At 62.7% G+C, this 22,960-nt stretch carries 38 protein-coding genes; 35 read left to right on the forward strand and 3 right to left on the reverse strand.

The window, feature by feature from the left end; genetic code table 11:
• The first annotated feature begins 233 nt into the window (after positions 1-233).
• Genes rpsJ through TP2_RS03355 form a run of 4 tightly spaced genes read left to right on the forward strand, consistent with a single transcriptional unit; the run spans position 234 to position 2,329 of the window.
• Positions 234-542, forward strand: coding sequence for a 30S ribosomal protein S10 (gene rpsJ / locus TP2_RS03340; protein ID WP_036639457.1), 309 nt, complete (start codon positions 234-236; stop codon positions 540-542).
• A gap of 10 nt (positions 543-552) precedes the next feature.
• The gene (gene rplC, locus TP2_RS03345; RefSeq protein WP_038073539.1) at positions 553-1,416 is read left to right on the forward strand and encodes a 50S ribosomal protein L3; all 864 of its coding nucleotides are present in this window, start codon (positions 553-555) and stop codon (positions 1,414-1,416) included.
• Positions 1,416-2,036: a 50S ribosomal protein L4 gene (rplD, locus tag TP2_RS03350; protein ID WP_038073541.1), complete on the forward strand. Its 621-nt coding sequence runs from the start codon at positions 1,416-1,418 to the stop codon at positions 2,034-2,036. Before rplC ends, rplD begins: the two co-directional genes overlap by 1 nt.
• A complete protein-coding gene (locus TP2_RS03355; RefSeq protein WP_038073544.1) occupies positions 2,033-2,329 on the forward strand; it encodes a 50S ribosomal protein L23 in 297 nt (98 codons plus the stop codon). The genes rplD and TP2_RS03355 overlap by 4 nt, the downstream gene beginning before the upstream one ends.
• An 85-nt stretch (positions 2,330-2,414) precedes the next feature.
• On the opposite strand, the gene TP2_RS03360 is transcribed toward TP2_RS03355, so the two are convergent.
• Entirely contained in the window at positions 2,415-2,720 is a 306-nt protein-coding gene (locus TP2_RS03360; RefSeq protein ID WP_038073546.1) for an SH3 domain-containing protein, read from the reverse strand.
• Positions 2,721-2,976: 256 nt separating this feature from the next.
• Between TP2_RS03360 and rplB the strand changes: the two genes are divergently transcribed.
• The 7 genes from rplB (at position 2,977) to TP2_RS18965 (ending at position 6,071) form a co-directional block, all read left to right on the forward strand.
• Complete coding sequence (rplB, locus tag TP2_RS03365; protein ID WP_038073548.1) at positions 2,977-3,816, forward strand: 50S ribosomal protein L2; 840 nt, start codon at positions 2,977-2,979, stop codon at positions 3,814-3,816.
• Positions 3,817-3,819: 3 nt separating this feature from the next.
• Positions 3,820-4,098 carry a 30S ribosomal protein S19 gene (gene rpsS / locus TP2_RS03370; RefSeq protein WP_038073550.1) on the forward strand — a complete coding sequence of 93 codons (279 nt, stop codon included), beginning with the start codon at positions 3,820-3,822 and terminating at the stop codon, positions 4,096-4,098.
• A gap of 5 nt (positions 4,099-4,103) precedes the next feature.
• A complete protein-coding gene (gene rplV, locus TP2_RS03375) occupies positions 4,104-4,484 on the forward strand; it encodes a 50S ribosomal protein L22 (RefSeq protein WP_038073552.1) in 381 nt (126 codons plus the stop codon).
• The gene (gene rpsC, locus TP2_RS03380) at positions 4,484-5,191 is read left to right on the forward strand and encodes a 30S ribosomal protein S3 (protein ID WP_038073554.1); all 708 of its coding nucleotides are present in this window, start codon (positions 4,484-4,486) and stop codon (positions 5,189-5,191) included. The genes rplV and rpsC overlap by 1 nt, the downstream gene beginning before the upstream one ends.
• A gap of 14 nt (positions 5,192-5,205) precedes the next feature.
• Positions 5,206-5,619, forward strand: coding sequence for a 50S ribosomal protein L16 (gene rplP / locus TP2_RS03385; RefSeq protein ID WP_038073556.1), 414 nt, complete (start codon positions 5,206-5,208; stop codon positions 5,617-5,619).
• Between the two features lie 92 nt (positions 5,620-5,711).
• Entirely contained in the window at positions 5,712-5,939 is a 228-nt protein-coding gene (locus tag TP2_RS03390) for a hypothetical protein (RefSeq protein WP_038073558.1), read from the forward strand.
• A 3-nt stretch (positions 5,940-5,942) separates the two neighbouring features.
• Positions 5,943-6,071, forward strand: coding sequence for a hypothetical protein (locus tag TP2_RS18965; protein ID WP_276202124.1), 129 nt, complete (start codon positions 5,943-5,945; stop codon positions 6,069-6,071).
• Positions 6,072-6,148: 77 nt separating this feature from the next.
• On the opposite strand, the gene TP2_RS03395 is transcribed toward TP2_RS18965, so the two are convergent.
• The gene (locus TP2_RS03395) at positions 6,149-6,772 is read right to left on the reverse strand and encodes a 2OG-Fe(II) oxygenase family protein (protein ID WP_038073560.1); all 624 of its coding nucleotides are present in this window, start codon (positions 6,770-6,772) and stop codon (positions 6,149-6,151) included.
• Positions 6,773-6,958: 186 nt separating this feature from the next.
• Here TP2_RS03395 and rpmC point away from each other — a divergent pair, with 186 nt between their 5' ends.
• The 18 genes from rpmC (at position 6,959) to TP2_RS03485 (ending at position 17,145) form a co-directional block, all read left to right on the forward strand.
• Entirely contained in the window at positions 6,959-7,159 is a 201-nt protein-coding gene (gene rpmC, locus TP2_RS03400; protein WP_038073562.1) for a 50S ribosomal protein L29, read from the forward strand.
• A 12-nt stretch (positions 7,160-7,171) separates the two neighbouring features.
• Positions 7,172-7,405 (forward strand): 30S ribosomal protein S17, encoded by a 234-nt coding sequence (rpsQ, locus tag TP2_RS03405; protein ID WP_038073564.1) that lies wholly within the window; start codon positions 7,172-7,174, stop codon positions 7,403-7,405.
• A gap of 77 nt (positions 7,406-7,482) precedes the next feature.
• Positions 7,483-7,851, forward strand: a complete 369-nt coding sequence (gene rplN / locus TP2_RS03410) for a 50S ribosomal protein L14 (RefSeq protein WP_038073566.1) — start codon at positions 7,483-7,485, stop codon at positions 7,849-7,851.
• A complete protein-coding gene (gene rplX, locus TP2_RS03415; RefSeq protein ID WP_038073568.1) occupies positions 7,851-8,156 on the forward strand; it encodes a 50S ribosomal protein L24 in 306 nt (101 codons plus the stop codon). The genes rplN and rplX overlap by 1 nt, the downstream gene beginning before the upstream one ends.
• Positions 8,156-8,713, forward strand: a complete 558-nt coding sequence (rplE, locus tag TP2_RS03420; RefSeq protein WP_038073570.1) for a 50S ribosomal protein L5 — start codon at positions 8,156-8,158, stop codon at positions 8,711-8,713. The genes rplX and rplE overlap by 1 nt, the downstream gene beginning before the upstream one ends.
• A gap of 19 nt (positions 8,714-8,732) precedes the next feature.
• Positions 8,733-9,038 carry a 30S ribosomal protein S14 gene (gene rpsN / locus TP2_RS03425; RefSeq protein WP_038073572.1) on the forward strand — a complete coding sequence of 102 codons (306 nt, stop codon included), beginning with the start codon at positions 8,733-8,735 and terminating at the stop codon, positions 9,036-9,038.
• A 10-nt stretch (positions 9,039-9,048) separates the two neighbouring features.
• Positions 9,049-9,447: a 30S ribosomal protein S8 gene (gene rpsH, locus TP2_RS03430; RefSeq protein ID WP_157617029.1), complete on the forward strand. Its 399-nt coding sequence runs from the start codon at positions 9,049-9,051 to the stop codon at positions 9,445-9,447.
• Positions 9,448-9,457: 10 nt separating this feature from the next.
• Positions 9,458-9,991 (forward strand): 50S ribosomal protein L6, encoded by a 534-nt coding sequence (gene rplF, locus TP2_RS03435; RefSeq protein WP_038073574.1) that lies wholly within the window; start codon positions 9,458-9,460, stop codon positions 9,989-9,991.
• An 11-nt stretch (positions 9,992-10,002) separates the two neighbouring features.
• A complete protein-coding gene (gene rplR / locus TP2_RS03440; RefSeq protein ID WP_038073576.1) occupies positions 10,003-10,362 on the forward strand; it encodes a 50S ribosomal protein L18 in 360 nt (119 codons plus the stop codon).
• A gap of 117 nt (positions 10,363-10,479) precedes the next feature.
• A complete protein-coding gene (rpsE, locus tag TP2_RS03445) occupies positions 10,480-11,049 on the forward strand; it encodes a 30S ribosomal protein S5 (protein WP_038073578.1) in 570 nt (189 codons plus the stop codon).
• 12 nt (positions 11,050-11,061) lie between these two features.
• Complete coding sequence (gene rpmD, locus TP2_RS03450) at positions 11,062-11,247, forward strand: 50S ribosomal protein L30 (RefSeq protein WP_038073580.1); 186 nt, start codon at positions 11,062-11,064, stop codon at positions 11,245-11,247.
• A 199-nt stretch (positions 11,248-11,446) separates the two neighbouring features.
• Positions 11,447-11,893 (forward strand): YybH family protein, encoded by a 447-nt coding sequence (locus TP2_RS17850; protein ID WP_051692155.1) that lies wholly within the window; start codon positions 11,447-11,449, stop codon positions 11,891-11,893.
• Positions 11,894-12,073: 180 nt separating this feature from the next.
• A complete protein-coding gene (locus tag TP2_RS03460) occupies positions 12,074-12,490 on the forward strand; it encodes a universal stress protein (RefSeq protein WP_038073582.1) in 417 nt (138 codons plus the stop codon).
• 41 nt (positions 12,491-12,531) lie between these two features.
• A complete protein-coding gene (locus tag TP2_RS03465) occupies positions 12,532-14,172 on the forward strand; it encodes a BCCT family transporter (RefSeq protein WP_038073584.1) in 1,641 nt (546 codons plus the stop codon).
• A 138-nt stretch (positions 14,173-14,310) separates the two neighbouring features.
• Entirely contained in the window at positions 14,311-15,057 is a 747-nt protein-coding gene (locus TP2_RS03470; protein WP_038073585.1) for an energy-coupling factor ABC transporter ATP-binding protein, read from the forward strand.
• Complete coding sequence (locus tag TP2_RS03475) at positions 15,032-15,646, forward strand: energy-coupling factor transporter transmembrane component T family protein (RefSeq protein WP_038073587.1); 615 nt, start codon at positions 15,032-15,034, stop codon at positions 15,644-15,646. Before TP2_RS03470 ends, TP2_RS03475 begins: the two co-directional genes overlap by 26 nt.
• Positions 15,647-16,192: a biotin transporter BioY gene (locus TP2_RS03480; protein WP_038073589.1), complete on the forward strand. Its 546-nt coding sequence runs from the start codon at positions 15,647-15,649 to the stop codon at positions 16,190-16,192. It begins immediately after the preceding gene.
• Positions 16,193-16,197: 5 nt separating this feature from the next.
• Positions 16,198-17,145 (forward strand): asparaginase, encoded by a 948-nt coding sequence (locus TP2_RS03485; RefSeq protein ID WP_038073591.1) that lies wholly within the window; start codon positions 16,198-16,200, stop codon positions 17,143-17,145.
• A 33-nt stretch (positions 17,146-17,178) separates the two neighbouring features.
• On the opposite strand, the gene TP2_RS03490 is transcribed toward TP2_RS03485, so the two are convergent.
• Positions 17,179-17,802, reverse strand: coding sequence for a TetR/AcrR family transcriptional regulator (locus TP2_RS03490; RefSeq protein WP_038073593.1), 624 nt, complete (start codon positions 17,800-17,802; stop codon positions 17,179-17,181).
• 145 nt (positions 17,803-17,947) lie between these two features.
• Here TP2_RS03490 and TP2_RS03495 point away from each other — a divergent pair, with 145 nt between their 5' ends.
• The 6 genes from TP2_RS03495 (at position 17,948) to TP2_RS03520 (ending at position 22,959) form a co-directional block, all read left to right on the forward strand.
• Positions 17,948-19,012 (forward strand): ABC transporter substrate-binding protein, encoded by a 1,065-nt coding sequence (locus TP2_RS03495; RefSeq protein WP_038073595.1) that lies wholly within the window; start codon positions 17,948-17,950, stop codon positions 19,010-19,012.
• Positions 19,013-19,078: 66 nt separating this feature from the next.
• The gene (locus TP2_RS03500; protein ID WP_038073597.1) at positions 19,079-19,891 is read left to right on the forward strand and encodes an ABC transporter permease; all 813 of its coding nucleotides are present in this window, start codon (positions 19,079-19,081) and stop codon (positions 19,889-19,891) included.
• The gene (locus TP2_RS03505) at positions 19,891-20,679 is read left to right on the forward strand and encodes an ABC transporter ATP-binding protein (protein WP_038073599.1); all 789 of its coding nucleotides are present in this window, start codon (positions 19,891-19,893) and stop codon (positions 20,677-20,679) included. The genes TP2_RS03500 and TP2_RS03505 overlap by 1 nt, the downstream gene beginning before the upstream one ends.
• Positions 20,676-21,455 (forward strand): creatininase, encoded by a 780-nt coding sequence (locus TP2_RS03510; RefSeq protein ID WP_206198305.1) that lies wholly within the window; start codon positions 20,676-20,678, stop codon positions 21,453-21,455. The genes TP2_RS03505 and TP2_RS03510 overlap by 4 nt, the downstream gene beginning before the upstream one ends.
• Complete coding sequence (locus TP2_RS03515; RefSeq protein ID WP_038073601.1) at positions 21,455-22,216, forward strand: SDR family NAD(P)-dependent oxidoreductase; 762 nt, start codon at positions 21,455-21,457, stop codon at positions 22,214-22,216. Before TP2_RS03510 ends, TP2_RS03515 begins: the two co-directional genes overlap by 1 nt.
• A complete protein-coding gene (locus TP2_RS03520; protein ID WP_038073603.1) occupies positions 22,213-22,959 on the forward strand; it encodes an SDR family NAD(P)-dependent oxidoreductase in 747 nt (248 codons plus the stop codon). The genes TP2_RS03515 and TP2_RS03520 overlap by 4 nt, the downstream gene beginning before the upstream one ends.
• Position 22,960: the final 1 nt, after the last annotated feature.

Below are 22,960 nucleotides of genomic sequence, written 5' to 3' on the forward strand. Positions count from 1 at the left end.
TCTCGAAAATCATCGAGTGATCTGACGCTTTCGGGACCGGTTTTCCGGCCCCGAAAAACGACAGTGGACGAGAATTTGAATGGTGCGCCGCAAGGCGCGCCATTCGCTCTTGACAGACTCAGGGAACCCCCATAGAGGACGCGCCTGATCTGCCAAGATTACAGGTTCGATGCAGGCACCACATTCGGTGCTGTCTGCCTCTCAACCTTCACGCCATGCGAGAGGCATGACATATGACCGGCCAAAATATCCGCATCCGGCTCAAGGCGTTCGATTACCGCGTGCTGGACGCCAGCACCCAGGAAATCGTCAACACCGCGAAGCGCACGGGTGCCCAGGTTCGCGGGCCCATCCCGCTTCCGAACAAGATCGAGAAATTCACGGTTCTGCGTGGTCCGCACATCGACAAGAAGTCGCGCGACCAGTGGGAAATCCGTACGCACAAGCGTCTTCTCGACATCGTCGATCCGACCCCCCAGACCGTGGACGCGCTGATGAAGCTCGACCTCGCTGCGGGCGTTGACGTCGAGATCAAGGTTTAAGGAGAGCAACATGCTGCGGACTGGTGTTATCGCCAAGAAGCTGGGCATGACCCGGCTCTTCCTCGAGGACGGCAAGCAGGTTCCTGTGACCGTTCTCCAACTCGACAAGCTCCAGGTGGTGGCTCAGCGCACCTCCGAGAAGGACGGCTACACCGCTGTTCAGCTCGGTGCGGGCGAAGCCAAAGCCAAGCGCACCACGGCTGCGATGCGCGGTCACTTCGCGAAAGCGAACGTGGCGCCCAAGCGCAAGGTCGCCGAATTCCGCGTCGCCGAGGAAAACCTCATCGACGTGGGCGAGGAGATCACGGCCAACCACTACTTCGAAGGTCAGTTCGTGGATATCGCGGGCACCTCGATCGGTAAGGGTTTCGCCGGTGCGATGAAGCGTCACAACTTCGGTGGTCTGCGCGCCTCGCACGGCGTGTCGATCTCGCACCGCTCGCACGGTTCGACCGGTCAGTGTCAGGATCCGGGCCGCGTGTTCAAGGGCAAGAAGATGGCCGGTCACCTCGGTGCCGTGCGCGTCACGACCCAGAACCTGCAAGTGGTCAAGACCGACGCCGATCGTGGCCTGATCATGGTCAAGGGTTCGGTCCCGGGCGCCAAGGGCGGCTGGGTCACGGTGAAAGACGCCGTGAAGAAGCCGATCTCGGAAAACGTGATCTACCCGGCCGCGCTGAAATCGGCTGCCGAAGCTGCTGCGAAAGCCGCTGAAGAAGCTGCTGCCGCCGCTGCTGCCGAGGCTGAAGCCGAAGCCAAGCGTCTCGCAGAAGAGCAAGCCGCTCAGGAAGCCGCCGCGCTGAAGGAAGCCGAAGCCTCGATCGAGGCCGACAAGGCTGACGACGCGGGTGACGCGCCCGAAGGAGACAAGTGATGAAACTCGACGTGATCAAACTCGACGCCGGCAAGGCCGGTTCGATCGACCTCTCCGACGAGATCTTCGGGCTCGAGCCGCGTGCGGACATCCTGCACCGCGTCGTGCGCTGGCAGCGCGCGAAAGCGCAAGCTGGTACCCACTCGGTTCTGACCAAGTCGGAAGTCAGCTACTCGACGAAGAAGATCTACCGCCAGAAGGGCACTGGCGGCGCACGCCACGGCTCCCGCAAGGCTCCGATCTTCCGCAAGGGTGGTGTCTACAAGGGCCCGACCCCGCGCAGCCACGCTCACGACCTGCCCAAGAAGTTCCGGGCTCTGGGTCTGAAGCACGCGCTGTCGTCGAAAGCGGCCAGCGGCAAGCTGGTGGTGCTGGATGATGCCGTGATGGCCGAAGCCAAGACCCAACTGCTCGCGAAAGCCGCGAAGGAGCTGGGCTGGAAGAAGGTCCTGGTGATCGACGGTGCCGAGGTGAACGAGAACTTCGCCAAAGCCGCGCGCAACATCGAAGGCATCGACGTGCTGCCCTCGATGGGCGCCAATGTCTATGACATCCTCAAGCGTGACACGCTCGTGCTCACGAAGGCGGGTGTCGAAGCTCTGGAGGCTCGTCTGAAATGAGCGCGAAACCCGAACATTACGACGTGATCGTCAAGCCGATCATCACCGAGAAGGCCACCATGGCCTCGGAGAACGGCGCCGTGGTCTTCGAAGTGGCGAAAACCGCCTCGAAGCCGCAGATCAAGGAAGCCGTGGAGACCCTCTTCGGCGTCAAGGTGAAGGCGGTCAACACCACCATCACCAAAGGCAAGACCAAGCGCTTCCGGGGTATCCCGGGCAAGCGTTCGGACGTGAAGAAAGCCTACGTGACGCTGGAAGAAGGCAACACGATCGACGTGTCGACCGGCCTCTGATCCATTCTGGATCGTGAAATTGGAACGGCCCTCGCGCAAGCGGGGGCCTTTTCGTTTGCTCGTTGCCGCTGGTAGGGCTGAGCCCTCACTTCTCCCGAATGTAGCTCTCCGAGACATATCCCTTGAGCCCCGGAGCGCGGTCGAGGCGGGCGTTGCACCAGCGCGTATTGCCGATCCGTTCGCAGCTCTGGACGCGCAGGAGCGTCCCGTTGGGGAGCCCCACGATCACCTTGTAGCCCACACCCGGCCCCTCGCGCATCTTGAGCATGTCCTCGCCCTTGACGCCGGCGACGACATAGGTGCCTCGCCAGCTATCGGCGAGGGCAGGGCTGGCAAGAAGCGCGAAAGCAAAGAGGGGGGCGGCGAGCGCAATCGCTCTGGTTGGACGCATCGGTTTCTCCTGTTATTCTATCTGCCTCAGAGCCCAGTCTGCATGGCCGGGCCGCGAAGCGCCAGTTGCTTGGGGCGCACCGCGCAAAAACAGGCCCAAGCCTATAGACTCGCCCACCCATCCCTGCTACATCGCGCCAGTCTCGAGGCCTCGGATTCGTTCCGGGGCCCGTGATTTTTGAATTCGGGGACCTTCGGGGCCCTATACACACAGACAGGCGGGGTAACTCGCCGCAAACCAACGGAAGACAGAAAGCATGGCACTCAAGTCGTATAAACCGACGACGCCGGGCCAGCGTGGGCTGGTTCTGATCGACCGTTCGGAGCTTTGGAAAGGCCGTCCGGTCAAAGCCCTCACTGAGGGTCTGACCAAGACGGGTGGCCGGAACAACACCGGGCGGATCACGATGTGGCACAAGGGTGGTGGCGCGAAGCGTCTCTACCGCATCGTCGACTTCAAGCGTCGCAAGTTCGATGTTCCGGCGACCGTCGAGCGGATCGAATACGATCCGAACCGCACCGCCTTCATCGCGCTGATCAAATATCAAGATGGCGAGCTCGCCTACATCCTCGCTCCGCAGCGTCTCGCTGTCGGCGACACCGTGATCGCGGGCGCCAAGCAGGACGTGAAGCCGGGCAACGCGATGCCCTTCTCGGGCATGCCGATCGGTACCATCGTCCACAACGTCGAGCTGAAGCCCGGCAAGGGCGGCCAGATCGCACGCGCCGCGGGCACCTATGCCCAGTTCGTCGGTCGTGACGGTGGCTACGCGCAGCTGCGTCTGAGCTCGGGCGAACTGCGCCTCGTGCGTCAGGAATGCATGGCGACCATCGGTGCCGTGTCGAACGCTGACCACTCGAACCAGAACCTCGGTAAAGCCGGTCGTAAGCGCCACATGGGCGTGCGTCCGACCGTTCGCGGTGTTGCGATGAACCCGATCGACCACCCGCATGGTGGTGGTGAAGGCCGTACCTCGGGTGGCCGTCACCCGGTGACGCCGTGGGGCAAGCCCACCAAGGGCAAGCGCACCCGCTCGAACAAGAAGACGGACCAGTACATCCTGCGTTCGCGTCACGCGAAGAAGAAGGGTCGCTAAGATATGTCTCGTTCTGTTTGGAAAGGCCCTTTCGTTGACGCCTATCTGCTGAAGAAAGCGGAAAAAGCGCGCGAGTCGGGCAAAGGCGAAGTGATCAAGATCTGGTCGCGTCGTTCCACCATCCTGCCGCAATTCGTCGGCCTCACCTTCGCCGTCTACAATGGCCAGAAGCACATCCCGGTGAACGTCACCGAGGAAATGATCGGTCAGAAATTCGGTGAATACTCGCCGACCCGTACCTATTACGGGCATGCGGCCGACAAGAAAGCCAAGAGGAAGTAATCGTCATGGGTAAGGAAAAGAATCCGCGCCGCGTGGCGGACAACGAAGCAATGGCGAAAACCCGCATGCTTCGCACCTCGCCGCAGAAACTGAACCTCGTCGCTGCGATGATCCGTGGCAAGAAGGTCGACAAGGCCCTTTCGGACCTGACCTTCTCGAAGAAGCGTATCGCTATCGACGTGAAAAAATGCCTCCAGTCGGCGATTGCCAACGCTGAGAACAACCACGGCCTGGACGTGGACGAACTCGTCGTGGCGGAAGCCTGGGTTGGCAAGAACCTGGTGATGAAGCGTGGCCGTCCGCGGGCACGTGGCCGGTTCGGCAAGATCATGAAGCCGTTTTCGGAACTCACCATCAAGGTGCGCCAGATCGAGGAGCAAGCGTAATGGGTCAGAAGGTCAATCCGATCGGCATGCGCCTCCAGGTCAACCGCACCTGGGACAGCCGCTGGTACGCCGACAGCAAGGACTACGGCAACCTCCTGCTTGAGGATCTCAAGATCCGCGAGTTCATCCACGAGGAAGCCAAGCAGGCCGGCGTCAGCCGCGTCATCATCGAGCGTCCGCACAAGAAGTGCCGCGTGACCATTCACGCTGCGCGTCCGGGCGTCATCATCGGCAAGAAAGGCGCTGACATCGAAGCGCTGCGCAAGAAGCTGGCGAACTTCACCGACAGCGAGCTGCACCTGAACATCGTCGAAGTCCGCAAGCCGGAACTCGACGCGCAGCTCGTCGCCGAGTCGATCGCTCAGCAGCTCGAGCGCCGTGTCTCGTTCCGCCGCGCGATGAAGCGCTCGGTGCAGAACGCGATGCGCATGGGTGCCCTGGGTATCCGCGTCAACGTCGCCGGCCGTCTGGGCGGCGCCGAGATCGCGCGCACCGAGTGGTATCGCGAAGGCCGTGTGCCGCTGCACACCCTGCGTGCCGACATCGATTACGCACTCTCCGAAGCCATGACCCCCTACGGGATCATCGGCATCAAGGTGTGGATCTTCAAAGGCGAGATCATGGAACATGATCCGCAAGCTCGCGACCGCAAGCACGCCGAAGCCCAAGAGGGCCCGGCTCCGCGCGGCCCGCGTCGCGATCGCTGAGGGAGTAGATAGTCATGCTGCAACCGAAACGGACGAAGTTCCGCAAGATGCACAAAGGCCGGATCCACGGCGAAGCCAAAGGTGGCTTTGACCTGAACTTCGGTCACTTCGGCCTCAAGGCTGTGGCGCCCGAGCGCGTCACCGCCCGTCAGATCGAAGCCGCGCGTCGTGCGATCACCCGCCACATGAAGCGTCAGGGCCGTGTCTGGATCCGGATTTTCCCGGATACCCCGATCACCGCGAAACCCACCGAAGTCCGTATGGGTAAAGGTAAGGGTTCGGTCGACCGTTGGGCCGCCAAGGTCAAGCCCGGCCGCGTGATGTTCGAAATCGACGGCGTCAACGAAGTCATCGCTCGCGAGGCCCTGCGCCTCGGCGCCGCGAAGCTCCCCGTTGCCTGCCGCATCGTCGAGCGTCAGGACTGGTAATCCCGGTCCCTCGCGAGAGAAACGAAAGCCCCGCCCATCCGGCGGGGCTTTTGCTATACTGAGGCGATGATTTGAAGCCTTCGGGAGTTTTCATGAAGCATTGGAAGAGCGACGATCTGTCGATCTATAACGAGCGCCAGAAGATCATGGCGACCTCGGTGAATGCGATCGGTCTGGCGCTGGTGGGGTTTGCGATTCTCAAGCCGGTTGTCGAGCAGAGCCGGCATGACCCGATGCAGCTTGCGGTCTGGGGGATCATCGGACTCGCATTGCACGGCATTTCGCACTATATTTTGGGTAACCTGAAGAAGGAGGTCTGAGACATGGCGATCTACGGATATATCGTGCCGTTCATTGCGCTCGCGCTCGGCCTTGGCGCGATGGCGTGGTCGAACCATCTTTCGCGCAAGTTCGACGAGGCGCATGAGATGCAGACGCAGCGCAAACGCTGAGTATTGCGACCGACCAATGAAAAGCCCCGCCGGAGCGGCGGGGCTTTTGGTTTGAAGAGGTCTCCAATCGGATCGCCTCACTCCACCCACTTGTAATTGAAGCTCACCGAGATCCGGTCGTATTCCGACATGTTCATCGGCACTTCGTGGCGCAGCCAGCTTTCCCAGAGCAGCACCTCGCCCGGCTCGGGGGCGACATAGATGAAGGGCTGCAATTCCCGCCGTGCAGGTTTCAGCCGTGTCGGCGCGGCCATCATCATCGCAAGCCGCGGGTCTTCCAGTTTCAGTGCCGAGGCGCCGTCGGGCATCGCGACATAGGTCGTGCCAGAGATCACCGAATGCGGGTGGATATGCGAGCCATGCGTGCCGCCCTCGGGCAGGATGTTGATCCACAGATCCTCCAGCACCAGCTTGCCGCCACCCAGCTCGAATTGCAGGTCCTCGGCGAAGGCGGCGACGTGCAGGTCGAGCGATTTGACGATGTCGTCGAAGATCGGGAAGCGCCAGGGCAGGTCGGTCAGCGAGGCGTAGGAGGTGTAGCCCGGATAGCCGTTCTCCTCGCACCATTCCTGACCCGCCTCGTCATCCTCGGCGATGGCGTAGCAGGAAGCTTCCAGCTCGTCGGTGTCGACCTTGGGGCCGAACTCGGAGAGTTTCGCGCGGTAGAGGCGGGTTGCGAAGAGGCTTTCGATTTGCGACATGGCTGGGCGCTCCGAGAGGGGGTAAGTTGCCTTGTCCTACCCGATCGAGGGGTAAAGGCCAATCAATCCTTGCCATATCCGATTCTCTCTGATATTGGCCCCAAGTTCCTGAATTCAGGACCGACATAACCCATCAGATACAGGGTCACCCGCGAGGGGCCCTCTGATGCCAAGAAAGGACCCGGGATGAACGCCCAAGAACTCAAGGCGAAGACGCCTGATGAGCTGCGTGACCAGCTCGTCGCGCTGAAAAAAGAAGCCTTCAACCTCCGCTTTCAGCAAGCCACCGGCCAGCTCGAGAACACCGCGCGCATGCGCACCGTTCGTCGTGACGTTGCGCGGATCAAGACCGTGCTGAACGCCAAAGCCGCTGAAGCCGCGAAGTAAGGAGAGCTTCCTATGCCCAAACGTATCCTGCAAGGCACCGTGACCTCGGACAAGAACGACCAGACGGTCACCGTTTCGGTCGAGCGCCGCTTCACGCATCCGGTTCTCAAGAAGACGATCCGGAAGTCCAAGAAATACCGCGCCCATGACGCGGCTAACCAGTTCAAGACCGGTGACGTTGTTCGCATTGAAGAATGTGCGCCGATCTCGAAGACCAAGCGCTGGCGGGTCGTGGTCGAGGCGTAAGCCCCGGCCATATCGCCAGTATTCGAAACCCTGGGGCCCTTACTGCATAGGCGTCCCCAAAGGTCGGGAGTAACCCCATGATCCAGATGCAGACCAATCTGGATGTTGCTGACAACTCCGGCGCTCGCCGGGTTCAGTGCATCAAGGTCCTCGGCGGCTCGCACCGCCGTTACGCATCCGTGGGCGACATCATCGTGGTGTCGGTCAAGGAAGCGATCCCGCGCGGCCGCGTGAAGAAAGGTGACGTCCGCAAGGCCGTCGTCGTGCGCACCGCCAAGGAAGTTCGTCGTGAAGATGGCACCGCCATCCGTTTCGACCGCAACGCCGCCGTCATCCTGAACAACGCGGGCGAGCCGGTCGGCACCCGTATCTTCGGGCCGGTCGTTCGCGAGCTGCGCGCCAAGAACTTCATGAAGATCATCTCGCTTGCTCCGGAGGTGCTGTGATGGCTGCTAAACTCCGTAAAGGCGACAAGGTCGTCGTGCTCGCTGGCAAGGACAAGGGCAAGCAAGGTGAGATCACCTCGGTTGACCCGAAAGCCGGCAAGGCTGTCGTGGACGGCGTGAACGTCGCGATCCGTCACCAGCGTCAGACCCAGACCACCCAGGGCGGCCGTCAGCCGAAGGCTATGCCGATCGACCTGTCGAACCTGGCTCTGATGGATGCCAATGGTAAAGCCACCCGCGTCGGCTTCCGCGAGGAAGACGGCAAGAAGGTGCGTTACGCCAAGACCACCGGGGAGGCGATCTGATGCTCGATCAAGCGACCTACACTCCGCGTCTGAAAGCGCTCTACAAGGATCAGATCCGTGCGGCGCTGAAAGAAGAGTTCGGCTACAAGAACGACATGCAGATCCCGCGCCTTGAGAAGATCGTTCTCAACATGGGCGTTGGTGAAGCCGTCAAGGACACCAAGAAGGTCAAGCAGGCCGCCGACGAGCTCTCGCTCATCGCCGGTCAGAAGGCCGTGATGACCAAGGCGAAGAAGTCGATCGCTGGCTTCCGCGTCCGTGAAGAAATGCCGCTGGGCTGCAAAGTCACCCTGCGCGGCGAGCGGATGTACGAATTCCTCGATCGCCTGATCAACGTCGCCCTGCCGCGCGTCCGCGACTTCCGCGGCGTGAAGCCGTCCTTCGACGGTCGTGGCAACTTCGCGATGGGCCTCAAGGAACACATCGTGTTCCCGGAAATCGACTTCGATAAAGTCGACGAGGTTCTCGGTATGGACATCATCGTGGTGACCACGTCTGACGTGGATGCCGAAGCGAAGGCGCTGTTGAAAGCTTTCAACATGCCTTTCAACGCCTGATCGCGGAGGAACGAAACTTATGGCTAAGAAATCCATGGTTGCGCGCGAAGTGAAGCGTCAGCGTCTTGTGAACAAGTACGCGACGAAGCGGGCCGCGCTCAAGGAAATCATCGCGGACCAGGACCGCCCGATGGAGGAGCGCTTCAAGGCGTCTCTGAAACTCGCGGAACTGCCCCGCAACTCGTCGGCGACCCGGCTGCACAATCGTTGCCAGCTCACCGGTCGTCCCCACGCTTACTACCGTAAGCTCAAACTCTCGCGGATCATGCTGCGCGAACTGGCCTCCTACGGCCAGATCCCCGGCATGGTGAAGTCGAGCTGGTAAGGAGGGCGACATGTCTGTGAACGATCCTCTCGGCGATATGCTGACCCGCATCCGCAACGCTCAAATGCGTGGCAAATCCACCGTCCGTACGCCGGCTTCGAAGCTGCGCGCCTGGGTGCTCGACGTGCTCCAGGACGAGGGCTACATCCGTGGTTACGAGAAAACCGCTGACTCGAAAGGTCATCCGGAGCTCGAAATCAGCCTCAAGTACTACGAAGGCACCCCGGTCATCCGCGAACTCAAGCGCGTTTCGACCCCCGGCCGTCGTGTGTACATGGGCGCTCAGGATGTGCCGTCGGTCCGTCAGGGCCTGGGCGTTTCCATCGTCTCGACCTCGAAGGGCGTGATGTCGGATGCAAGCGCACGCACTGCCAATGTTGGCGGTGAAGTGCTCTGCACCGTGTTCTAAGGAGGGCTCAATGTCTCGTATTGGTAAGAAACCGGTCGAGCTTCCCAGCGGCGTTTCGGCGTCTCTGTCGGGCCAGACCATCGAAGTGAAGGGCCCGAAAGGGACCCGCAGCTTCACCGCCACCGACGACGTGACCCTCGCGGTCGAAGACAACGCCGTCAAAATCACTCCGCGTGGCCTGTCGAAGCGCGCGCGCCAGCAGTGGGGTATGACCCGCTCGCAGGTCGCCAACCTCGTCACCGGCGTGACCGAGGGCTTCAAGAAAGAGCTCGAGATCCAGGGTGTGGGTTACCGCGCCCAGATGCAGGGCAACGTCCTGAAGCTGTCGCTCGGCTACTCGCACGAGGTGAACTTCGAAGTCCCGAACGGCGTGACCGTGACGGCTCCGAAGCAGACCGAGATCGTTGTGGAAGGTATCGACCAGCAGCAGGTGGGCCAGGTTGCGGCCAACATCCGCGAGTGGCGTGCGCCGGAGCCCTACAAGGGCAAGGGCATCCGCTACAAGGGCGAGTATATCTTCCGCAAAGAAGGTAAGAAGAAGTAAGGAACGCGAAAATGGCAAACAGCAAACGGGATCTGTTCCTCAAGCGCCGCCTGCGCGTTCGGAACAAGCTTCGGAAGATGGCCGCTGGTCGCGCTCGTCTTTCGGTTCATCGCTCGTCGAAGAACATCAGCGTTCAGCTGATCGACGACGTCAACGGCGTGACGCTGGCTTCGGCCTCGTCGCTCGAGAAAGATCTCGGCGTCGTCGGCAAGAACAACGTCGAAGCGGCGGCGAAAGTCGGTGCTGCGATCGCCGAGCGTGCGAAGAAAGCCGGCGTCGAAGCCTGCTACTTCGACCGCGGTGGCTTCCTGTTCCACGGGAAGATCAAGGCGCTTGCCGACGCGGCCCGCGAAGGCGGTCTGAAGTTCTAAGAACCGGAGGGTGGCGGTAGCGCCACCCCGATGATCCGGGAGCGTCCCTGCAAGGGGGCGCTCACCTGGATTGGATGAAACGGCGTGATACCACGCCATCACGAGAAGGAATGCCTTATGGCAGAACGTGACAACCGTCGGGGCCGCCGCGAAGAGCGCGAAGAAACCCCGGAATTCGCCGATCGCCTCGTTGCGATCAACCGTGTGTCGAAGACCGTGAAGGGTGGTAAGCGCTTTGGCTTCGCAGCCCTCGTGGTCGTCGGCGACCAGCGCGGCCGTGTCGGCTTCGGCAAGGGCAAGGCCAAGGAAGTTCCGGAAGCGATCCGCAAGGCGACCGAACAGGCGAAGCGCAACATGGTTCGCGTGCCGCTGCGTGACGGCCGCACCCTGCACCACGACATCGAGGGCCGTCACGGCGCCGGTCGTGTTGTGATGCGCACCGCCCCGGAAGGTACCGGTATCATCGCAGGTGGTCCGATGCGTGCCGTCTTCGAAATGCTCGGCGTCAAGGACGTCGTTTCGAAGTCGCTGGGCTCGCAGAACCCCTACAACATGATCCGCGCCACGCTGAACGGCCTGACCAAGGAAGCGAGCCCCCGTCAGGTGGCAGCGCGCCGCGGCAAGAAAGTGGCCGACATCCTGAAGAAGCCCGAGGCTGAGGCGACCGCCGAAGCCGCGGAAGCGTAAGGAGAGCGATCAATGGCTACCATCGTCGTCAAGCAAATCGGTTCGCCGATCCGTCGTCCCGCCATCCAGCGCGAGACGCTGAAAGGTCTGGGCCTGAACAAGATGAACCGCACCCGCGAGCTGGAAGACACCCCGGCCGTGCGTGGCATGGTCGCGAAGATCCCGCACCTCGTGGCGATCATCGAAGAAAAGGCCTGAGCCTAACGGTTCACCTGAATAACGAAACGCCCCGTCCGCAAGGTCGGGGCGTTTTGCTTTGCGCGCTCAGCCGAGAGGGCGCATCTGATCCCGTTCTGTCAAGCCGGACATTGGTGGCGGAACGGCCGAGACGCCCCGCGTGTTACCTTAGGTCAATCGGTTGCGTGCTCCGCGCGATCGGAAAAGGGGAGGAAACGCGATGACAAAGATGATTATGGTGGGGCTTGTCTGCGCCGCGCTGTGTGGCGGGACGGTTTCGCGGGCCGATGATGCCAGCGACGTTGAGGCCGCGATCGGGACGTGGCAGGCGTTGTGGAACGCCGGGGATGCGAGAGCGGCCGCGCAGGCGATCTTCACCGAGGATGCTGTTCTCCTGCCACCGGACGGGCCGATGCTCACAGGCCGCGATGCGATTACGGCGTTCTGGCAGCCGATCCTCGATTCCCCTGCCCATTCGCTCGAACTGGAATTGCTGCATCTTGATCTGCTTGGCGATACAGCGATCGAAACCGGAACATGGGCGGTGAGCGTGCCGGGCGATGACGGCAAGGATAAGCAAATCGGCGGCAAGACCCTCGTCGTGTGGAAGAAGGGGGCGGACGGCCAGTGGCGTATGGCACAAGACATGTGGAACAACGGCAACTGAGCGCGTGAGAGTGCGGGTTTCCCGCGCTCTTGCCATCCGAGCTGTGCACCGCTTCACCGCGACCGCCATGTCTTTTCACCAATTTTCTTCACGAATCTGGGAACCCGACCCGGAAGCATCCGTTGGGAAGGTAGGGTCCGGGCGTTCCGGTTGGGCCCGACGGAAACGTGAGGGAATAAAATGTTCAATAAAATCATGGTTCCGGTGGATCTGCGTCATGTCGATAAGATGGGCAAGGCGCTGAGCATCGTAGCGGAACTCGCAACCACGCATGATGCCGACGTGATCTTCGTGGGTATCACCAGCCCCGAGCCGAACGCGCTTGGGCATAATCCGAAGGAATACGAGGCGCGGCTGAAAGATTTCGCGTCTTCGAAGGCCGAAGAAACGAGGTATCGCGCAGGCGCACACATGATCGTGGCCCATGACCCCGCGATCGATCTCGACAAGCATCTTCTGGAAGCCTGCGAAGCGTTGGGAACGGATCTCGTCGTCATGGCGACGCATCTGCCCAATGTCACCGATTACTTCTGGGCCTCGCACGGGGGCCATCTGGCAACCCATGCGGATGCATCGGTCTTTCTCGTGCGCGGCTGAGCGCGCACCAAAACAAACAATCAAGGACAGGAGGACGGCATATGGCCGAACCTGAGGAAATTCAGGGAATCCCTGCCCCGGAGGGGGACACCCAACTCATCGACACCGATTACGAGATCGGTCAGGACAATCTGGAGGGGCAGCTCGGTCCCTTCGGTTTCGACGTACATAACCCGGTCTTCATGGTCTCGGCACTGACCATCGTGGCCTTTGTCTTCTACGCGCTCGCGCTGCCCGAACAGGCGAGTGCCGTTTTCGGCTGGCTGCGCCCGTGGCTGACCTCGACCTTCGACTGGTTCTTCCTTGGATCGGCGGACATCTTCGTGATCTTCTGCCTGATCCTCATCGTGAGCCCCTGGGGGGCGGTCCGCCTCGGCGGCACGGATGCCGAACCAGACTATACCTATGTCGGCTGGTTCGCGATGCTCTTCGCCGCCGGTATGGGCATTGGTCTGATGTTCTTCGGGGTGCTCGAACCGGTCTATCACATGGCGATCTCGCAGCCTCTGGGCACGCCTTCGCCCTTCGATGCGGATGGCAATCTGATCCCGGAAAACGTCGCGCGGGCCAAGGAGATGGGTCTTGCGGCAACGATCTACCACTGGGGTCTGCACCCCTGGGCGATCTATGCCGTGGTGGCGCTCGCGCTGGCGCTCTTCTCATATAACAAGGGCTTGCCGCTGACGATCCGCTCGGCCTTCTACCCGATCTTCGGCGAGAGGATCTGGGGCTGGACCGGCCATATCATCGACATCCTCGCGGTGTTTGCGACGCTCTTCGGCCTTGCGACTTCGCTCGGCTTTGGCGCGCAGCAGGCCAATGCCGGCCTCAATCACGTCTTCGGCGTGCCGATCAACACGAGCGTGCAGGTCGTGCTGATCACCGCGATTACCGGCGTGGCGCTGTTCTCGGTGCTGCGCGGGCTCGATGGGGGCGTGAAGCTGCTCTCCGAGATCAACATGGGCATCGCGGCGCTGCTGCTCCTGTTCGTGCTCTTCGCCGGGCCGACGCTGATGATCTTCACCGATTTCGGGCAGGGGCTGCTCGCCTATGCGAAAGACATCATCCCGCTCTCGAACCCGATCGGGCGCACCGATGACAGCTATCGCGACGGCTGGACCGCCTTCTACTGGGCCTGGTGGATCAGCTGGTCGCCCTTCGTCGGCATGTTCATCGCGCGCGTCTCGCGCGGTCGCACCGTGCGCGAGTTCATCATCTGCGTGTTGCTGATCCCGTCGCTGGTCTGCGTGCTCTGGATGGCTGTCTTCGGCGGCGTTGCGATCGATCAGGTGATCTCGGACCCGAGCGGCTCGCTGGTGAAGGCGAACGTGATCGACAGCTACAACCCGCCGCTGTCGCTGTTCGCGATGCTCGAAGGGCTGCCGCTGAGCTCGATCACCTCGGTCATCGCGATCGTTCTGGTCATCGTGTTCTTCGTGACCTCGTCGGACTCGGGCTCGCTCGTGATCGATACGATCACCGCGGGTGGCAAGGTCGATGCGCCGGTTCCGCAGCGTGTGTTCTGGGCCACCTTCGAGGGCGCGGTCGCGATCGTGCTGCTGGTTGGCGGCGGTCTGGGGGCGTTGCAGGCGATGGTCATCTCGACCGGTCTGCCCTTCACGCTCGTCCTGCTGGTGATGTGCTGGGCGATCTTCAAGGGGCTGCGCAGCGAGCCGCGCTGAGCTTTGCTCCGAAATCAAGAAAACGCGCGGGGCAGGGGTGCCTCGCGCGTTTTTATTTGGGGCTGCCTGCCCCCGTGTCCTTTCTCTACGACCAATGCCATCTGGAAAGCGCGCGCGGCTGCGTGTAAGCACGCGCGCATGTCCGGAACCGATCCGATCCCCGCCGCGAGCCATATCCAGCTCGACGCTCTGGGCCACGACCTTGAAGGGCGCGTGGTGCTGGAGGGCATCTCGGTCGAGACGCGAGCGCGCCGGATCGGGATCGTCGGGCGTAACGGTTCGGGGAAATCGACGCTGGCGCGGCTGCTGGCGGGGCTGATCGCGCCCACGCGCGGTAGTCTGCGGGTGAACGGGTGTGACCTTGCCGCCGATCGCAAGGCCGCGCTGCGCGAAGTAGGAATTCTGTTTCAGAACCCCGACCACCAGATCATCTTCCCGACCGTGACTGAAGAGATCGCCTTTGGTCTGCGCCAGCAGGGCAGAACCAAGCGCGAGGCCGAGACACTGGCGGTCGAGACCCTGATCCGCTTCGACAAGGAGGGCTGGCGCGACGCCTATGTCACCACCTTGTCGCAGGGCCAAAAGCAGCTTTTGTGCCTGATGGCGGTGAGCGCGATGGCCCCGAAGCTGCTGATCCTCGACGAGCCCTTCTCGGGGCTCGACATTCCGACCAAGGCGCAGCTGGCGCGCTATCTCGGGCTCTATCACGGCACGCTGATCCAGATCACCCACGACCCGCGCGAGGTCGAGGGGTATGACGAGATCCTCTGGCTCGATCAGGGCAAGCTGCGGATGCATGGCAGCGTGGCCGAGGTTCTGCCCGCCTATATCGAAGAGATGACGCGACAGGGAGAGGCCGATGATATCGCTGACCTCCCCGGTTAAGACCCGCGCGCATGACTGGCCCGCGGGGCTGAAGCTCGCCGGGCTCTGTGCGAGCACGCTGGGGCTGTTCTACATCACGAGCCCCTACGCGCATCTCGCGATCCTGCTGGCGATCCTTGCCGCCTATGCCGCACCGGGCCGGGCCTTCCTGCGCTCGGGGTTGCGTTCGCTCAAGGTGCTCTGGCCCTTCATCGTGATCGTCGGCATCTGGCAGGTGGTGATCGGAGAGATTGCGGACGGGCTGATGATCGTGATGCGGATGATCTCGGCGGTGGCGCTGGCCAATCTCGTGTCGATGACGACGCGGCTGAGCGACATGATCGCGGTGGTGAACTGGCTTAGCACGCCGCTGCGCAAACTCGGGATGCCGACGCAGGTGCTCGAGATCGCGATCGCGCTGGTGATCCGGATGGTTCCGGTTCTGATGGGAAAGGGCACGCGGCTGACCGAGAGCTGGCGCGCGCGCGCCACCCGACGGCCAAGCTGGCGGCTTGTGCTGCCCTTCACGCTTCTTGCGCTTGACGATGCCGATCATGTCGGCGATGCGCTCCGGGCCCGGGGCGGGCTCACATCTGAAAGGGAGAGTTAGATGGAAAAGAATGTTGCGCTGATCGCGCTTTTCGCGGCGCTGATCGCGGTGCTGGGGCTGATCCCCAAGATCACCCTGGGCTTCGGCGTGCCGATCACGGCGCAGAGCCTCGGGATCATGCTGGCGGGTGCCGTGCTGGGCTCGAAGCGCGGGGCGCTGGCGGTTCTGCTGTTCCTGCTGCTCGTCGCCGTGGGCCTGCCGCTTCTGGCCGGAGGCCGGGGTGGCCTTGGCGTTTTCGCAGGCCCGACGGCCGGTTTCCTCTTCAGCTGGCCCGTCGCGGCCTGGCTCACCGGTTTCATCGTCGAGAAATGGCGCCAGCCGCCGCTCGCGCTGTCGGTCTTCGTCGCGGCGATTCTGGGAGGGATCGTGCTGTCCTATGCGATGGGGATCGTGGGACTGTCGCTTGCGCTCGGCAAGAGCCTGACCGAGAGCACTTCGTTGATGCTGGTCTTCATCCCTGGTGACCTGATCAAGGCGGCGATCGCTGGCGCGCTGACCTCGGCGCTGGCCAAGGCGCGCCCCTCCAGCGTGTTGTCGCGCGCCTGACCGTCATGGCGATCCTGCTGATCCATACCGGTGGCACGATCGGCATGATCGCCACGCCAGAGGGCTTCGCGCCCGAACCCGGAGTGATCGAGGGGTTTCTTGACGATCAGGCGGGGGCTGCCGAAGGCGTGGAGATCCGCGCCTTCACGCCGCTGATCGACAGCGCCAATGCCACGCCCGCCGATTGGGACCGGATCGCCCGTGAAATCGCCGCGGATTACGACGCTTTCGATGGGTTCGTGGTGACCCATGGTACCGACACGCTCGCGTATACGGCGGGGGCGCTGTGCTTCGCGCTCGAGGGCTTGGGCAAGCCGGTGATCGTTACCGGAGCGATGTTGCCGCTGACGGTCGAGGGCTCGGATGGCGGGCGCAATCTGCTCGATGCGCTCGACGCAGCACGCGCGGCCGAGCCCGGTGTCTGGGTGCAATTCGCAGGCCGCCGCCTGCATGGCGCGCGAGTCCGCAAGAGCCATTCGCGCGCCTTTGATGCCTTCAATGCGGATCCGTCGGAGATCTCGCCGCGCCAGCCGGGCGATAGGTTGCGCCGCCACCCGATCGCCCCGACCCGGATCGCGGTTCTGGCCGTGGCACCAGGGATGGAAGAGAGCCTTTTCGAGCATGCCGCGCAGGTCTGCGACGGGCTCGTGCTACGCTGCTATGGCTCGGGCACGGCGCCCAACTCGGACGGGTTGCACAACGCTCTCGCGACCGCGCAGGCGCGCGACATTCCGGTGATCGCGGTCAGCCAATGCCCCGAGGGCGGGATCGCCTTCGGCACCTATGCGGCGGGCGCGGTGCTGCGCGATCATGGCGTGATTGACGGGCGTGACATGACCGTCGAGGCCGCGTTCGCCAAGCTCAACCATGCACTCTCTTACAGCCAGGACCGCACGGAACAACGGGCGCGGCTCGGTCGCGCGCTCTGCGGTGAGCTGACGCCCGAGGCGTGATCCATCGCGCGCGCTTCTGCGGTCACTCCACTGTCAGCGCCGGTTAGCGGGCAGCGCGCCAAGGATCGATCGCAGGTCGCGCAGAAAGGCCGCGTCACTTTCGACATCCGTCATCTCGTCGAAAGAGATGAAATTCACGAAGCGCATGTTTTGCAGGCTGAAGATCGCCTTGCCGAGATCATAGGCCGAGACCTCGGAAGCGACCGCGCCGCAGGCCTGAAGCACCTCGATCTCACGCACCAGGACGAGTGCGAGTTGATGGTCGAGCGAGTGATAGGATTTGCCGAAACGTGAATCCGCCTCGGCGATGGAGGCGGCGAAGACCTGTCGCCAGATCCCCTTGTCGAGAAAGGTGATCGCGTGGTCGCGGATGATCGCCGCGAAGCGACGTGCGAGGTCGATCAGATCGTCACTCTGGCCGGGCAGATCGTGCGCCATCTTTTCCAGAAGCTCCCGGTCGCTCTCGGCCACGAGTGCCAACAGAACGCCGGATTTCGTGCCGTAATAGTTGTGCACGGTCACGCCCGAGACGCCGGCCTCGTCGGCGATGGCCTCGATCGTGGTCGCGTCGGGACCGGCCTTGGCAAAGAGCTTGCGCGCCGCTTCGAGGATTCGGCGGCGGCGATCTGCCTTCTGCTTTTCTCTCAACCCGGACACGAGGGAGCCTCCTTGAACTCAGCCCTGACTATCGCGCCCAGCTTGCATGGACAAGAAAAATTAAGCCAGAAAAAATTTTTATTGCGTAAAAAATTTTTCGCGACAAAGATTGTGACAGAAGCCATCACGCACAGAGGATCGAATCATGCGTACTCTTCCGCTCCTCCTTCCGGCCGCGACGCTCGCCGCCGCATTGAGCACCACCGCCGCCTTCGCGAAGGAAACCGTCAATGTGGGCGTCTGCGTCTCCTGGCCGGGCTACGCGATGCTCGAGGTCGCCAAACAGAAAGACCTCATTCCCGATTACGACCTGAACATCACCATCTTCGAAGATCCGCTCGGCGGCCATGCGGCGCTCGCGGCGGGGCAGGTTGATGTCTATGGCTGCACTGCGGATTACACGCCGCTGGTGGCCAATCGCGGCACCGATGTCGTCAATGTCGCGCTGCTCAACCCCTCTTACGGGGTGGATCACGTGATCCTGGCCCCCGATGTGACCGCCGCCGATCTCAAGGGCAAGAAGGTCGCCGCCCCGCAAGCCTATATCGGCCAGCTTCTGATGGGCGTCTGGCTCGACGGGGAAGGCATCGCGCCGGGCGATGTCGAATGGGTCAACCTCAATGCCGACGAGGCAGTGGGACCGATGCTCTCGGGCGATCTTTCGGCAGCCTACATGTACGAGCCCTGGATCTCGAAAGTGCTCGAGGCGAGCCCGGGTGCGAAAAGCGTCACCGACACGTCCAAGCCCGATGTCCTGCAAACCGGGATCTTCATGGACGCGCTTTACATGAACAAGAACTTCATCGCGAAGGACCGCGATGCGGCGCTTGCCGTTCTCAAGGCGCGTTGGGAAGGTCTGGGCTACTGGCATGACCATGTCGAGGAAACCAACCAGATGCTCGCTGATTTCCTGCAATGGCCGGCCGAGGATATCGGCTATGTCATCGGCACAAACGGCAAGAGCTTCGAGGGCGGCATCTACATGTTCGACTTCGACGAATCCGCGAAAGCCTGTGGCGTGCTCGAGGGTGACATGCCGCTCGGTCTGAAGAACGGCTTCATGCCGGAGGCCGCCGCGCTTACCAATGACTGGTGGATCAAGCTCGGGCTGATGACCAACAAGGTCGACGTCACCTCGGCCATCGACTGCTCGCTGATGGGGGACCTCGTGGCCTCTGGCTATCGCCAGTCTTTCGGTCCGAACGAGTAATCCCCCGCGGACGCCGCCCATCCCCACCACGGGTGGCGTCCGCACCTGATCAAGGCAGGCTCTGACATGCGCTCCCCCAGCCCCCACAAATCGCGCTTTCTCGAAGTCCGGCGTCCCGTCTCGCGTCGGCAAGCCGCGCTCTCGGCTATCGCCATCTGGGTGCTGTTCTTCGGCATCTGGCTGATTGCCGCGGAGGGCGGCATGGTGAACCCGCTGCTCGTGCCCTCGCCGGTGCAGGTCTTCGAGACCACCTGGAACCTCTTTGTCGATCGCGGTTTCATCGGCGATATCGGCATCTCGGTCTGGCGTGTCGTGCTGGCCTTCGCGATGGCGAGCGCGCTGTCGGTGCCGCTGGGCGTTATGATGGGAACTTTTCCCGCCATCGAGGCGATCTTTGCGCCCTTCGTCTCGGCCTGGCGCTATCTGCCCGCGCCCTCTTTCATTCCGATCCTGCTGATGTGGTTCGGCACGGGCGAGGCGCCGAAACTGGCGCTCCTGTTCCTCGGCGTGGTGTTCTTCCTAATTACGTTGGTGATGGATCACACCAAGAACGTGCGCAAGGAACTGATCGAGACCGCGCTGACGCTGGGTGCGAACCGCAAGGTGACGGTGCTCAACGTGGTGTTGCCCGCCGTGCTGCCCGAGATCGTCACCGCGATGCGGCAGATGCTGGCGGTGACCTGGACCTATCTCGTGATCGCCGAGATCGTTGCCTCGACCACCGGCATCGGTGCGATGATGATGCGTGCGCGGCGCTTCCTGAAGACCGATGAGATCCTCTCTGGGATCATCGTGATCGGCGTGCTCGGGCTTGTGTTCGACCTGCTCTTCAAGGCTGCGCATCGCTGGCTCTTCCCCTATCTTCAGGAGAAACGCTGATGAGTTCGGCCGTTCTTCATCTCGACGAGGTCTCCAAGACCTTCGCGCTTGCGAAAGGGCGGGAACTGACTGCCGTCGACAAGGTCTCCTTCGAGGTCGAGCGCAATTCGATCGTGGTTCTGCTCGGTCCCTCGGGCTGCGGGAAATCGACGGTGCTGCGGATGATCGCGGGGCTCGAGACGCCAACAGGTGGCACGATCACCCTGGGCGAGACGCCAGTCACCGGCCCCGGGCGCGACCGCGGGATGGTGTTTCAGGCCTATACCTCCTTCGACTGGCTCTCGGTGCGCCGCAATGTCGAGTTCGGTATGAAGATCAACGGCGTGCCCGCTGCCGAACGGCGCGAGCAGGCCGAGCATTTCATCCGTCTCGTGGGCCTGTCGAAATTCCTCGACGCCTATCCCTCGCAGCTCTCGGGCGGAATGCGCCAGCGCGTCGCGATCGCGCGTACGCTCGCGAACGGACCCGAGCTTCTGCTGATGGATGAGCCCTTCGGCGCGCTCGATGCCGAGACCCGCTGGCAGATGCAGGAATTGATGATCGACGTGGCCGAACAGGCCCAGACCGGCATGATCATCGTCACCCATGATATCGAAGAGGCGATCTTCCTCGCCGACAAGATCGTCTTCCTTTCCGCCCATCCCGGCCGGGTGAAGGAAGAGATCATCCCCGCCTTCAAATCCGGCGGCCGCATCCGCTCCAAGGAAGAGCTGGTTCAGACGCCGGGCTATGCCGAGCTGGAACGCAAGATCATGCGCCTGATGCGCGAAGAAGGACAACACGAATGAGCAAGACGATGCGCACCCATGTGATGCCCGAGATGACCTGGCCCGAATATGCCGAGGCGTTGAAATCGAACCCGGTTGTCTTCATTCCCACCGGCGCGCTCGAGCAGCACGGGCCTCATTTGCCGATGGGGCTCGACTATCTCGTGCCTTCGGCGATCGCGAAGGATGTGGCCGAGGCGGTGGGCGGCGTGGTCGCGGCGCCTGTCACCTATGGCTACAAGTCGATGACGCGCTCGGCGGGCGGGCCATTTTTCCCCGGCTCGACGGGGCTCGATGGGCAGACGCTGAGCTGCATCATCCGCGATATCATCCGTGAACTCGTGCGCCATGGCGCGCGCCGGATCTGCGTTCTCGATGGCAATTACGAGAACCTGTGGTTTCTCAACGAAGGCATCGATCTCGCGATGCGCGAGGTCGGCGACAAGGGCGTGCGGGTGATGTGCCTCCAGCATTGGGAGTTTCTCACTGAAGAGACGCTCGGGCAGGTCTTTCCCGATGGCTATCCGGGGATCGAGCTGGAACATGCCGCCGTGCTCGAGACCTCGCTGATGATGCATTACCGTCCCGATCTGGTGCTCTTCGACAAGGTGCCCGACAATGCCGCCGCCGACGCGCCCTGCTACGACACCTGGCCGCCACGCCGCGAATGGGTTGCGAAAGAGGGCTCTCTGATCTCGGCCAAAGGTGCGAGCCCCGAAAAAGGCGCTCTGATCGCCGCGCAATATCTGCGCGACATCTCGGCCGCTGTGAAACACGAATTCTACGAGCTCGGCTGATGCGTGCCTCTTTCGATTACAGCGGGACGCGGGTCCTGGTTACCGGTGCGAGCCGCGGCATTGGCTACGGCATCGCCGAGGGCTTCGCGAAAGCTGGGGCCGATCTGACGATCCTGGCCGAGAGCAAGGAGGTCTTCGCGGCGGCAAGCGCGCTCGGCGCGACCCCGATCCTGTGCGACATCTCCGATCGCGCGGCGCTGGCCGATGCGCTCTTGGGCATCGAACGCCTCGACGTCCTGGTGAACAATGCCGGGATGGAGCGCCCGACGCCGCTCAACGGTCCTGCACCCTCAACCGACGAGACCTTCGAACGCGTGCTTTCAGTCAATGTCACTGGCACGCAGAACGTCACCCGGGCGCTGATTTCTCGCATTCGCGATGGGGGCCGGGTGATCCTGACCTCCTCGATCTGGGGCAAGACTTCGGTGCCGGAGTTTTCCGCTTATGCGGCCTCCAAACATGCGATGATCGGGCTTGCCCGTACCTGGGCACGCGAGCTAGGCCCGCGCGATATCACGGTGAACGCGGTCTGTCCGGGTTGGGTGAAGACCGATGCGGCGATGGCCTCGCTCGCGGCGATGTCGCGTTCGACAGGCAAACCGGAGTTCGAGCTTCTGGGCGAAGTGATGGCCGCGCAATCCATCGGTGGGCTGATGGAGCCCAAGGATGTCGCGGGGCTGTACCTCTTCCTCGCCTCGGACGCAGCGGCCAATATCACCGGGCAAGCCATTTCCATCGACCGCGGAGAAATCCTGCAATGACGCTTTCGGGAAAGACCGCCATCGTCACCGGGGGTACGCGCGGCATCGGCTTCGCGATCGCCAAGGCACTGGCGGCCGAAGGCGCGCGCGTGGCGATCTGCCATCCGGGCGATCCGCATGCGCGCCGCGCCGAAGCCGAGCTTTCAGCTCTCGGACCTGCTTTCGCCTTTGCCGCTGATGTTTCGGTCGAAGCCGATGTGGTCGCGTTTTTCGATGCGGTCGAGGAACGCCTTGGCGCCCCCGATATCGTCGTCGCCAATGCGGGCATCCTGCGCGAAGCCCCGATCACCGAGATGCCCGTCGAGCAATTTGACCGGGTGATCGCGGTAAACCTGCGCGGCTCTTTCCTGACCGCACGCGAAGCCGCGCGACGGATGGGGGCGTCGGAGGCCAAGGCCGGCCGGATCATCACCATCGCCTCGGACCTCGCGCATCTGGGCCGCGAGGGGCTCTCGGCCTATGCCGCCTCGAAAGGCGGCGTGGTCAGCCTGACCCGTTCGCTTGCGCGCGAGCTTGCGCCCGCGATCCTCGTGAACGCGATCGCACCGGGTTCGACCGTGACCGACATGACGAGCCCCGAGAACATGAGCCCCGAGGCATTGGCCAAGGATCTCGATACCCCACTCGGGCGCTTTGGCACGCCCGAGGAAATAGCGGCGATGGCCGTCTTTCTCGCCGGACCCGGCGCCGGGTTCATCACCGGGCAGGTGTTCGGCGTGAATGGCGGCAGCGCAATGACCTGAG

Origin of the sequence: Thioclava pacifica DSM 10166 (assembly GCF_000714535.1) — a bacterium.
Taxonomy (GTDB): domain Bacteria; phylum Pseudomonadota; class Alphaproteobacteria; order Rhodobacterales; family Rhodobacteraceae; genus Thioclava; species Thioclava pacifica.

Coding starts and splice junctions, on each gene's coding strand:
- rpsJ (WP_036639457.1), top strand. CDS start 234: ATGACCGGCCAAAATATCCGCATCCGGCTCAAGGCGTTCGATTACCGC.
- rplC (WP_038073539.1), top strand. CDS start 553: ATGCTGCGGACTGGTGTTATCGCCAAGAAGCTGGGCATGACCCGGCTC.
- rplD (WP_038073541.1), top strand. CDS start 1,416: ATGAAACTCGACGTGATCAAACTCGACGCCGGCAAGGCCGGTTCGATC.
- TP2_RS03355 (WP_038073544.1), top strand. CDS start 2,033: ATGAGCGCGAAACCCGAACATTACGACGTGATCGTCAAGCCGATCATC.
- TP2_RS03360 (WP_038073546.1), bottom strand. CDS start 2,720: ATGCGTCCAACCAGAGCGATTGCGCTCGCCGCCCCCCTCTTTGCTTTC.
- rplB (WP_038073548.1), top strand. CDS start 2,977: ATGGCACTCAAGTCGTATAAACCGACGACGCCGGGCCAGCGTGGGCTG.
- rpsS (WP_038073550.1), top strand. CDS start 3,820: ATGTCTCGTTCTGTTTGGAAAGGCCCTTTCGTTGACGCCTATCTGCTG.
- rplV (WP_038073552.1), top strand. CDS start 4,104: ATGGGTAAGGAAAAGAATCCGCGCCGCGTGGCGGACAACGAAGCAATG.
- rpsC (WP_038073554.1), top strand. CDS start 4,484: ATGGGTCAGAAGGTCAATCCGATCGGCATGCGCCTCCAGGTCAACCGC.
- rplP (WP_038073556.1), top strand. CDS start 5,206: ATGCTGCAACCGAAACGGACGAAGTTCCGCAAGATGCACAAAGGCCGG.
- TP2_RS03390 (WP_038073558.1), top strand. CDS start 5,712: ATGAAGCATTGGAAGAGCGACGATCTGTCGATCTATAACGAGCGCCAG.
- TP2_RS18965 (WP_276202124.1), top strand. CDS start 5,943: ATGGCGATCTACGGATATATCGTGCCGTTCATTGCGCTCGCGCTCGGC.
- TP2_RS03395 (WP_038073560.1), bottom strand. CDS start 6,772: ATGTCGCAAATCGAAAGCCTCTTCGCAACCCGCCTCTACCGCGCGAAA.
- rpmC (WP_038073562.1), top strand. CDS start 6,959: ATGAACGCCCAAGAACTCAAGGCGAAGACGCCTGATGAGCTGCGTGAC.
- rpsQ (WP_038073564.1), top strand. CDS start 7,172: ATGCCCAAACGTATCCTGCAAGGCACCGTGACCTCGGACAAGAACGAC.
- rplN (WP_038073566.1), top strand. CDS start 7,483: ATGATCCAGATGCAGACCAATCTGGATGTTGCTGACAACTCCGGCGCT.
- rplX (WP_038073568.1), top strand. CDS start 7,851: ATGGCTGCTAAACTCCGTAAAGGCGACAAGGTCGTCGTGCTCGCTGGC.
- rplE (WP_038073570.1), top strand. CDS start 8,156: ATGCTCGATCAAGCGACCTACACTCCGCGTCTGAAAGCGCTCTACAAG.
- rpsN (WP_038073572.1), top strand. CDS start 8,733: ATGGCTAAGAAATCCATGGTTGCGCGCGAAGTGAAGCGTCAGCGTCTT.
- rpsH (WP_157617029.1), top strand. CDS start 9,049: ATGTCTGTGAACGATCCTCTCGGCGATATGCTGACCCGCATCCGCAAC.
- rplF (WP_038073574.1), top strand. CDS start 9,458: ATGTCTCGTATTGGTAAGAAACCGGTCGAGCTTCCCAGCGGCGTTTCG.
- rplR (WP_038073576.1), top strand. CDS start 10,003: ATGGCAAACAGCAAACGGGATCTGTTCCTCAAGCGCCGCCTGCGCGTT.
- rpsE (WP_038073578.1), top strand. CDS start 10,480: ATGGCAGAACGTGACAACCGTCGGGGCCGCCGCGAAGAGCGCGAAGAA.
- rpmD (WP_038073580.1), top strand. CDS start 11,062: ATGGCTACCATCGTCGTCAAGCAAATCGGTTCGCCGATCCGTCGTCCC.
- TP2_RS17850 (WP_051692155.1), top strand. CDS start 11,447: ATGACAAAGATGATTATGGTGGGGCTTGTCTGCGCCGCGCTGTGTGGC.
- TP2_RS03460 (WP_038073582.1), top strand. CDS start 12,074: ATGTTCAATAAAATCATGGTTCCGGTGGATCTGCGTCATGTCGATAAG.
- TP2_RS03465 (WP_038073584.1), top strand. CDS start 12,532: ATGGCCGAACCTGAGGAAATTCAGGGAATCCCTGCCCCGGAGGGGGAC.
- TP2_RS03470 (WP_038073585.1), top strand. CDS start 14,311: ATGTCCGGAACCGATCCGATCCCCGCCGCGAGCCATATCCAGCTCGAC.
- TP2_RS03475 (WP_038073587.1), top strand. CDS start 15,032: ATGATATCGCTGACCTCCCCGGTTAAGACCCGCGCGCATGACTGGCCC.
- TP2_RS03480 (WP_038073589.1), top strand. CDS start 15,647: ATGGAAAAGAATGTTGCGCTGATCGCGCTTTTCGCGGCGCTGATCGCG.
- TP2_RS03485 (WP_038073591.1), top strand. CDS start 16,198: ATGGCGATCCTGCTGATCCATACCGGTGGCACGATCGGCATGATCGCC.
- TP2_RS03495 (WP_038073595.1), top strand. CDS start 17,948: ATGCGTACTCTTCCGCTCCTCCTTCCGGCCGCGACGCTCGCCGCCGCA.
- TP2_RS03500 (WP_038073597.1), top strand. CDS start 19,079: ATGCGCTCCCCCAGCCCCCACAAATCGCGCTTTCTCGAAGTCCGGCGT.
- TP2_RS03505 (WP_038073599.1), top strand. CDS start 19,891: ATGAGTTCGGCCGTTCTTCATCTCGACGAGGTCTCCAAGACCTTCGCG.
- TP2_RS03510 (WP_206198305.1), top strand. CDS start 20,676: ATGAGCAAGACGATGCGCACCCATGTGATGCCCGAGATGACCTGGCCC.
- TP2_RS03515 (WP_038073601.1), top strand. CDS start 21,455: ATGCGTGCCTCTTTCGATTACAGCGGGACGCGGGTCCTGGTTACCGGT.
- TP2_RS03520 (WP_038073603.1), top strand. CDS start 22,213: ATGACGCTTTCGGGAAAGACCGCCATCGTCACCGGGGGTACGCGCGGC.